Origin of the sequence: Pseudomonas sp. SJZ077, from assembly GCF_007993905.1 — a bacterium.
Lineage (GTDB): Bacteria > Pseudomonadota > Gammaproteobacteria > Pseudomonadales > Pseudomonadaceae > Aquipseudomonas > Aquipseudomonas mandelii.
In genome coordinates this window covers 188,429-196,889 of the sequence record NZ_VIUJ01000014.1, presented here as the reverse complement: position 1 = coordinate 196,889, position 8,461 = coordinate 188,429, and the positions used below count along the sequence as shown (strand labels likewise).

General features: G+C 54.2%; 9 protein-coding genes and 1 pseudogene. 9 read left to right on the top strand and 1 reads right to left on the bottom strand.

Translation table 11 applies throughout. The annotated features are described in order from the left end of the window. On the bottom strand, nucleotides 1-410 hold a 410-nt coding region (locus FBY01_RS21045; RefSeq protein ID WP_145309326.1), incomplete at its 3' end, for an acetyl-coenzyme A synthetase N-terminal domain-containing protein. A gap of 460 nt (nucleotides 411-870) precedes the next feature. On the opposite strand from FBY01_RS21045, the gene FBY01_RS21040 reads away from it, so the two are divergent. From FBY01_RS21040 to FBY01_RS21000, 9 genes and pseudogenes are all read left to right on the top strand, one after another. After that, a complete protein-coding gene (locus tag FBY01_RS21040; protein ID WP_010457261.1) occupies nucleotides 871-1,134 on the top strand; it encodes a DUF2790 domain-containing protein in 264 nt (87 codons plus the stop codon). A gap of 188 nt (nucleotides 1,135-1,322) precedes the next feature. Next, on the top strand, nucleotides 1,323-1,607 hold the full coding sequence (locus FBY01_RS21035) for a hypothetical protein (protein ID WP_077748655.1): 285 nt from the start codon (nucleotides 1,323-1,325) through the stop codon (nucleotides 1,605-1,607). Nucleotides 1,608-2,124: 517 nt separating this feature from the next. Then, nucleotides 2,125-3,375 (top strand): ribonucleotide-diphosphate reductase subunit beta, encoded by a 1,251-nt coding sequence (locus FBY01_RS21030; protein WP_084322765.1) that lies wholly within the window; start codon nucleotides 2,125-2,127, stop codon nucleotides 3,373-3,375. A gap of 431 nt (nucleotides 3,376-3,806) precedes the next feature. Further along, nucleotides 3,807-4,340, top strand: a complete 534-nt coding sequence (locus tag FBY01_RS21025; protein ID WP_145309324.1) for a Bro-N domain-containing protein — start codon at nucleotides 3,807-3,809, stop codon at nucleotides 4,338-4,340. Between the two features lie 110 nt (nucleotides 4,341-4,450). Next, nucleotides 4,451-5,164 carry an HNH endonuclease gene (locus FBY01_RS21020; protein ID WP_145309322.1) on the top strand — a complete coding sequence of 238 codons (714 nt, stop codon included), beginning with the start codon at nucleotides 4,451-4,453 and terminating at the stop codon, nucleotides 5,162-5,164. Between the two features lie 191 nt (nucleotides 5,165-5,355). Next, entirely contained in the window at nucleotides 5,356-6,540 is a 1,185-nt protein-coding gene (locus tag FBY01_RS21015) for a colicin E3/pyocin S6 family cytotoxin (RefSeq protein ID WP_145309320.1), read from the top strand. Further along, nucleotides 6,537-6,767, top strand: coding sequence for a hypothetical protein (locus tag FBY01_RS21010; protein ID WP_145309318.1), 231 nt, complete (start codon nucleotides 6,537-6,539; stop codon nucleotides 6,765-6,767). Before FBY01_RS21015 ends, FBY01_RS21010 begins: the two co-directional genes overlap by 4 nt. Before the next feature lie 66 nt (nucleotides 6,768-6,833). Beyond that, nucleotides 6,834-7,099, top strand: a pseudogene (locus FBY01_RS21005) (colicin E3-like toxin immunity protein). Nucleotides 7,100-7,376: 277 nt separating this feature from the next. After that, nucleotides 7,377-8,357, top strand: coding sequence for a hypothetical protein (locus FBY01_RS21000; protein ID WP_145309316.1), 981 nt, complete (start codon nucleotides 7,377-7,379; stop codon nucleotides 8,355-8,357). The last annotated feature ends 104 nt before the right edge of the window (nucleotides 8,358-8,461 follow it).

Here is an 8,461-nt window from a genome sequence, read left to right as displayed (position 1 = left end):
ATAGTCACCACGTCGCCGCGGTGCACATCCTGGCCGCGCAAGGCGTTGGCGAACTTGCAGACTTGTTCGTGCAGCTCGCGGTAGGTGATGTTGCGGCTTTCGGCCGGGTCATCCCCTTCCCAAATGATCGCGACTTGATCGCCGCGCTCGGCCAGATGACGGTCGAGGCAGTTGTAGGAAACGTTGAGGGTGCCGTCGGCGAACCATTTGATGTCGACATGGTGATCGTCGAAGGAGGTCTGCTTCACCGTGGTGAAAGGCTTGATCCAGTCGAGGCGCTTGGCTTGCTCGCGCCAGAAGCCGTCCGGGTTGACGACCGACTGCTGGTACATGGCTTTGTAGGTTGCCTCGTCAGTCAGCGTATTGGCCAGAACCTCGGGACGAACGGGATACAGAGAAGCCGCACTCATCTTTCTTACCTCGGTGGAATAGTTGTTTTTGTATGGCCCCAGTTGTAGCCGGGCCGGGCCTATAGAACCATTCGACGATGGTAGTAACAAGCCCCTACAAATTACCGTGATAAGCCTGGAATGCGCCGCTAAAAGCACACCAAACCCCCGTGGGAGCGAGGCTTGCCCGCGAAGAACGATAACGCGGCCCACCAGAAAACCACATCACCGAGATCGCCAATTGTTCGGTTTTTACCACCTTAATCGGTGATTGTTACGAAATCTGTCAAAGGTGTTTATCAAAACCCCACCTATATGAATGCCCCCCCCACGCCTAAAATCAGCCCGCCAACAAGGCAACGTGATTAACCAAGTTGCAGCCCCCACGAAGGCCGTTAATCCAAGACTCTTTAATCAAGCTCCACACGCAACCCCAAAAAGGTTGCGTGACCCCATTCGACCTCTAAAAGGTAAATCTGAAATGAAAGCTTTATTAGTTCTGGCCCTCAGCAGCCTGTGCGCAACCGCCATGGCAGACGAGGTCCCGACTGATGTCGCACAGCAGAAACCCGCCATCGAGGAATACACTTACTCGACTCACCTGGACATCGCCAAAGTTATCTCCATGAGTGAAGTTCCTAATGTGTGCGAAGTTGTTCCGGTGAAAATGGAATACGACGACTCCCAAGGTCAACGCCACATCCTGCGCTACAGCATCATGGGCAACGGCTGCACTAACGGCTGATCACCCGCCCGCCTCTTAACGGTTCGACCCATCCGCCCCGCCCTTTCAAGGCTGATGCAGCGCCGAACCGTATATATCGATTAATACGATTATTTTAAGCATTTATTTGCGCTTTTTAATCAAATTAGTTGGCGTAGCATTCACTCCATACCCAAGGCACAAAACGCCAACGAACCTGGAGCACTACCATGAAAACCAAACTGATCCTCGCCCTGACCCTTTCTGTTCTGGCCGCCAACACCTTCGCTGCTGACGGTTTCGACCGCACTGTCGCTTCTGACGGCTACGACCGTACCGGTACGGCTTCCTTTGCCGCCGATGGTGCCGATCACGTCGGTGCAGCCAAACTGGCTTCGGATGGCTTTGATCACACCGGCGCCGCCAAAGTCGCCGCTGACGGCTTCGATCACACCGGTGCAGCCAAACTCGCTGCCGATGGCGCCGATCACGTCGGTGCGGCACGCCTGAGCTGATCATCGAGCGTGACTTTACAGCCCGGCTTCGGTCGGGCTTAGTTGTGTCTTGAACCACCGAAAACCGATTCAAAACACAACATGTAGTGAAAAACCGGTTTTTTTGCCTATTTTTTGAACAAAAAAGTAGCGCATCAAAATTTATGAAAAAAAATCTTAACCCGCGATCTCCAGCCAAAGCCCTGTAAACCCTCGCTCCGACCGAAAAACCCGCCTTCTCGACCGCTCCATGCGCGGATTCGCCCCACCACGGCCGCAAAAATTTCCCTATAATGCCGGCTTAAACGGGCCTGCAATATTCCCTTACAGGGATAACAGCCAGTCTGAAGCCCACGCCGACGTCCTCACCGATTTCTGCGCCCCTCAGAGGCTCTCGGAACCCCGTAAAAATTTATGTTTATTTGCCTGCGTGTACCGCTGCAAAAAACGCTATCCAACGCGGCCAGTACGGCCGTGTGAAAAATAACCAATCAGTTTTCACACGGGCATCTGGCCCTCACGCAGGAGACGACACGTCATGCTGAGCTGGGACGAATTCGACAAAGAAGACAGCGGCGAGACCGTGGTAAAAGGCGCCAACGCCGGCCACGCGACTGAAGCCAACATGGACCGACTCGACACCGCTGGTGGTGTCGCCGCTCAAGAAGCTCGCGCCGTTACCGCGACCGACTCTGCCGCCATCGCCCGTGCCAAAGCAGCCCTGGACAACCTCGACATCGCCGAAGGCCTCGCCGAACTCGAAGGCGCCTCCGCCCGTGTCGCCGTCGACGAAAAGCGCATGATCAACTGCCGCGCCGACCTCAACCAGCTCGTACCGTTCAAGTACGACTGGGCCTGGCAGAAGTATCTGGACGGTTGCGCAAACCACTGGATGCCGCAAGAAGTCAACATGACCGCCGACATCGCCCTCTGGAAAGACCCGGAAGGCCTGACCGACGACGAGCGCCGCATCGTGATGCGCAACCTCGGCTTCTTCTCCACCGCCGACTCCCTGGTTGCCAACAACCTGGTCCTGGCCGTGTACCGCCTGATCACCAACCCGGAATGCCGCCAGTACATCCTGCGCCAGGCTTTCGAAGAGGCGATCCACACCCACGCCTACCAGTACTGCATCGAATCGTTGGCCATGGATGAAGGCGAGATCTTCAACATGTACCACGAGATCCCATCGGTCGCGAAAAAAGCCACTTGGGGCCTCAAATACACCCGTTCGATCTCCGATCCGAAGTTCGAAACCGGCACCGTCGAAACCGACAAAGAACTGCTGCGCAACCTGATCGCCTACTACTGCGTTCTGGAAGGCATCTTCTTCTATTGCGGCTTCACCCAGATCCTCTCCATGGGCCGCCGCAACAAAATGACCGGCGTCGCCGAGCAGTTCCAGTACATCCTGCGCGACGAATCCATGCACCTGAACTTCGGCATCGACGTGATCAACCAGATCAAAATCGAAAACCCGCACTTGTGGGATGCCGAGATGAAGGAAGAAGCTTCGCAGATGATTCTGCAGGGCACTCAGCTGGAGATCGAATACGCTCGTGACACCATGCCTCGTGGCGTGTTGGGCATGAACGCGGCGATGATGGAGGACTACCTGAAGTTCATCGCTAACCGTCGTTTGAGCCAGATTGGTTTGAAGGAAGAGTACCCAGGGACGACTAACCCGTTCCCTTGGATGAGCGAGATTATGGACTTGAAGAAAGAGAAGAATTTCTTTGAGACTCGGGTAATTGAGTACCAAACCGGTGGTGCGCTTAGCTGGGATTGATTTTCGAGCTTGCCACGATTTGATGATGGTTATTTGAATCGGCAAATCGAGTAAGCAAAAGCCCCAATCTGATCGAACGATCTGATCGGGGCTTTTTTTATTGGGAAGTGAATAACCATTTTTCGTCCCTACACGACAACGCTAAAACTCCTACAGAACTTACAGCGGCTTCCTCATTGATGCCCATTCAAAGCACCTCTAAGCTCCATTACAGGTGCCTAAGAAACGCCCAACGTAGAAAGCTTGGCCATTCATTCATATCCGCAATCACCTTTAGGTGATTTGTCGTTCGGGTGTGTGATGGCTTTGCTCGTTGGGATTTCTTAAGTCCACTCTACGTTGGGTTCAGGCCCTCCAAAATCTAAACGTAGAGGTAATGGATATGCCCAAACATGATCGACCCAACACTCTCGCAATTCTGGAGATCAGCTATGTCTGATCCCTTTTCGGTAATGGCCTTCTCACGCCACAACCTAGTCCTCCACGCCCTCCTCCTGGAAAACCAACCCTGGTTCTGCGCCCGCGATATTGGTCGACTGATGGGTTTCCACCTGAACGATCGCGTAGTCAGCAAACTGGATGAAGATCAGCGGCACACGTTGCTGATCGACTACCACGGGCAACCAGAAAAACGATTGATGCTCAGCGAATCAGGCGTCTATGCGCTGCTGGTCTATCACTACGCACCGGGGAATCGATTGTTGCGAGAGTGGCTGACACATCAAGTGGTCCCGGCGTTGCGCGACGCGGGGCCGTCGAAGAACGCGGATCGACCGATGTTGAGTTTGTTGGATTGGCCGGAGATGTCGTTGAGTCTGTTGCATTGGCAGGATGAAGGTTGGATTCGGCTGCGGGACATGCCTTATCTGTTGCTCAATCGCACACGGCGTCGGTTGCCAGTGGTTAAGCCTTGGTGGCGGAAGGTTTTGGAGGCGTTTCAGTCTTCGAAGCATTCGGTTGGCTAGCCTTTGTAGGATCAACTGAAAGAAGCGTCGGTCTTTTCTGTAGGAATTTTCGTAGACAGTCGTGATGGCCACTCAGTATCGTCCGAGGGTATTCAGCCCTCGGCGATTGTATGGACACGGAAAAGAGCAACAGCGATTGGACTGACATTGAGATTCAGGCAGCGGTAGACGCCTATCTCAGCATGCTGTCCCGCGAGCAGAGTGGTCAGAAAGTCGTTAAGACTGAGGAGAACCGCATCCTGCGTGAGGGAGCCTTAGCCGGTCGGACCAAAGGGTCGGTTGAGTTTCGGATGCAGAACATCTCTACCGTGTTGGTCGAACTGGGTCGAGATCGCATCGAGGGATACAAACCTGCCAAGAATGTCGGCGCAAATGTTGCGCGAAGCATCCGAGAAGCGCTCAACGCTCCAAGTACTTTGACGCCTGAGGATTTTGCCCCGACGGCGGATGAAGAAACATTGGAACAACGAGCAGCCAAACTTGAGCGGCAACCGCTTAAAGATGAGCCGAAGGGGATCGTGCGACCCGAGCAAACTCTGTCCAGCGGCAGATCCTTTGTTCGCGATCCTGAGGTGAGAGCTTGGGTTCGCCAACAGGCTAACGGTAAATGCGAAGGCTGTGGCGAGCCCGCTCCGTTTGAAAAGGATGGCAGGCCGTTTCTTGAGGTTCATCACGTTAAGCACTTAGCGCAGGAAGGTTCGGATCGTCCGAGCAATGCTGTGGCGCTGTGCCCAAACTGTCATCGCCGTTGTCACCATTCGGGTGACCGGGATGAGTTCACTGCCTCACTGTTTGAGAAAGTGGACCGGTTAAAGTTTGAGTGATTGAGCCTGTAAAACTTCATCAGCACATGCGCACGAAGACGGCGAACCGTAAGGATTACGCTGCCCTCCCGATAAAAAGAGAAATCGCTTAGAGTCATCCAGGATTCGTCCTACAGCCACGATCAACCACGTTCGTTAACGTCGCGCAGCCCTTTTCCGGGGCTGCCGATGGATGAACGAAAGGATGATCAGTGGCTGGCAACAAGGACATTCCGCGGATTAAGAATCCACCCTCCGGTGATGGGCATCACGTCACTCACCGCTTCATGACCGCCACCGAGTTGGCCGAGCGGGACGCCAGGCAAAAAGCCTACGAAGCCATGCTGGCCAGGCAAGACGCCTTCGAATGCAGCCGCCAGGTCATAGCGGAAAAGCAAAGGCCCACTGAAGCCGGATGTGTCTTCGCCAAGTCCTGCAAGCTGCCGGACGCCATCATCGATTACTCGAATCCCTCAGGGATGGTGCCGACCGATAGCCTGAAAGATTACGGTGACCTGATTCTGTTGGGTGCTCGCGAAGCGGATGAATCAGGCGCAGTGCCACTGAAGAAGATCAGTGGCACTGCGATTCCCGTCGGTCTGGGCTCCCTCGCCTTGGCCGGCTCCGCGTTCGCCGCTGTCCCCGCCGCAGCCGCAGGCACCGTCGCAGCGGCGCTGGTTGGTCTCGTAGCGTTGGTCACACCCTCGAATCTGGGCGACAGCTCGCTTTACACCGAAGACCAACTCCGTACGCTCAAGCAGGCCCGTACCCGCGTTCGCCTGCGGGTTGAGCAACAGACTGACGGCAGCCTCAAGGGATACGCTTTCTACACCGGCAAAAATCGCGATTGGGAAATGGTTGATGTCGCGCAGTTCACCTTGCGTGACAGTCAGCAGGTGGCTGACCTGGGTGGCGGCATTGAACTGATCTGGACCCCGGCTGTAGAGGGTTCCGACATCCTGGGCATTCCTGCGCTGGAGGCGGCCCCGCAAGCACCGCATATCTGGGTTTACCCGCCGACGAAAGCGGCTGACAGCATCATCGTGAACCCGGTATATCCGCCGGAGTACAAGGATTTCATTCTGGTGTTTCCGGCTGATTCAGGGATTTGGCCGGTTTATGTTGTGGTGAGTGTTGCTGACCACAAATACTACCCCGCACCGAAGGGGCTAATTGCCTTTCCCGATGCAACGAAAGCGCAACGTAAGACCCCACTAAAAGGCGGCGGCGGTCTTCGAAAACGATGGAAAACTTTAAAAGGGAAAATTTTTGAATGGAACTCGCAGCACGGCACTGTGGAGATGTACGACAAACGCGGCCGCCATCTCGGAGAATATGATCCAATTACCGGCAAGCAAACCAAACCCGCAGACAGCTCTAGGAGTGTGGAACCTTGATTTATGTAATCGAAGCCTTTCACAAACATAACGAACCGCTGGCATTCGAAGTGGAGTTACCGACTGGGTACGATCAGGAAATTAAAAACATTATGGGTTGGACTGCTGAGCAGGAAGGATGGGAAGGATACGACCTTACGGACGAGCAGCTTGGAGCCTTGGAGGCTTTGCTGGGGAAAAATGTGTATGACGCAGCCTACCTATTTCAACTTAGCTGCAACGCTTGAATATATGAGTGGGAGACCTGTTGGGCACCTCCAGTGAGTTAACCAAGTTCGCTGGAGTTTGAGAGTGTGGAGGGACTGAAAATCAGGCTGGAATGGTATGACAGACAAACAGAGAGGGGCGAAGGCGAGGAATTGTCGAAAGACTTTGGCGATGATGGCTCAGTATCGAAGCGCTGGGCATGCCCATTGAAAACAATGTGAACAATGGTGGTTTCAACGTATCTCCCGACTGGGTCAGCACTCTTCAGCCCCATTTCCACCATGCCATTCAGTTGCTCTCCTATGACTACCAAGTTGCGTTTGTCTATCGAGACAAGTGGCAATCGGAGTGATAGAGGACTGAACATTCAACACAAAAAACCGACCAGTCTCCTGATCGGTTTTTTGTTTGCTCGCTTTCTTCGCTTAGTGCTAAAAGCGACTCGTTAGCTCCTGCTTGTCGGATCCAGGACTGCGACCTGTCCGGCGGTGTTCGTGAATTTTTCGCGAGTAGGCTCCCCACAGGTTTGGTGTTTTTCCGCAAATTTCGCGCTGTGTTGAAAACATTCAGTGCAACCCGCCCCGCCTCCCGCTATTAATACCCTTCCCCCTCAAGGACCCGAGCCTGCCATGAAATTCGATCTCGCCTACTGCCTCAGCCTCGACGACAAGCTGTCGATCTATGACGTGCGCGATCTCAATTTCGACGAAACCATGGATTTCGATTCCGCCAAAGAACACTTCCAATGCCCCAATGACGCCTGCCGTTTGGCCTTCGATGCGGCGAATGTACTGACGACGTTCAACGCCAAAAACGTGAATTACGTTCGCACCCCGCACTTCAAGAACACGCCCAGCACCCGGCATGTGGCGGATTGTCCTTATGCCAGTCTCAAGGCGTCGGCGTCAGGTGTGGACGGTGCGGAAACGGATGACAGTCGCGAGGAGCATTTCCCGTCGGAGTTGTTGCTGACTCGGCGTCAGTATGTGCGTAAGCCATCGAACCCGGCGGTGGCGGCGGATGTGGTGCGGGACGATCCGACGCCAACCACTGAGGCTAGCAACACAGAACACCCTAGCCGTGAATCGGCGCCGGACAAGACCAGTGTCTTCGCCCATCCGGTGGAATGTTTTGTGTCGAACTTCGAAGACAAGGACCTGCTCAAGCGCATGCCGCTGAAGATTGGCGAGCACACGGCGCCTTATGGGTCGTTCTTCAAGAAGATCGAATACCTGACGGATAACAAGGGGCTGATTTACTGGGGCAAGATCAAGGAGATCAAGGATTACACGCAGAGCTTTCGCATCGATTTCGAACAGAAGGTCTGGTTCAAGCAGGCGGACGAGGCGAAAAAGAAGCCGTATTCAGTCAACGTTTACCTGAGCAAGAAGTTGATCGAGAACTACCGCAAGCGCAAAGCGTTTCTGGAAGAGATCAAGCACGCCATCGACAGCGAAGCGGAGTTGTATTGCTTCTTTTATGGCGTGACGCCGGAGTTGAAGCAGGTGCCAAGCAAGAAAAACCCCGAGCAGACGTTCGGGGTGTTCAGTGCGAATATCGAGAACCTGGATCACTTTATTATTCGGGAAGCGCCGGGGATCAAGGGTTAGAAGGCTGGGCCAAGGCGTTATCACGAACCGCGATTACCGCGTTTGTAGCATGACAAGCAACCTTTAAGCGGTGAGAGAGAACACCTCAGCTTTAAGTAAAAACG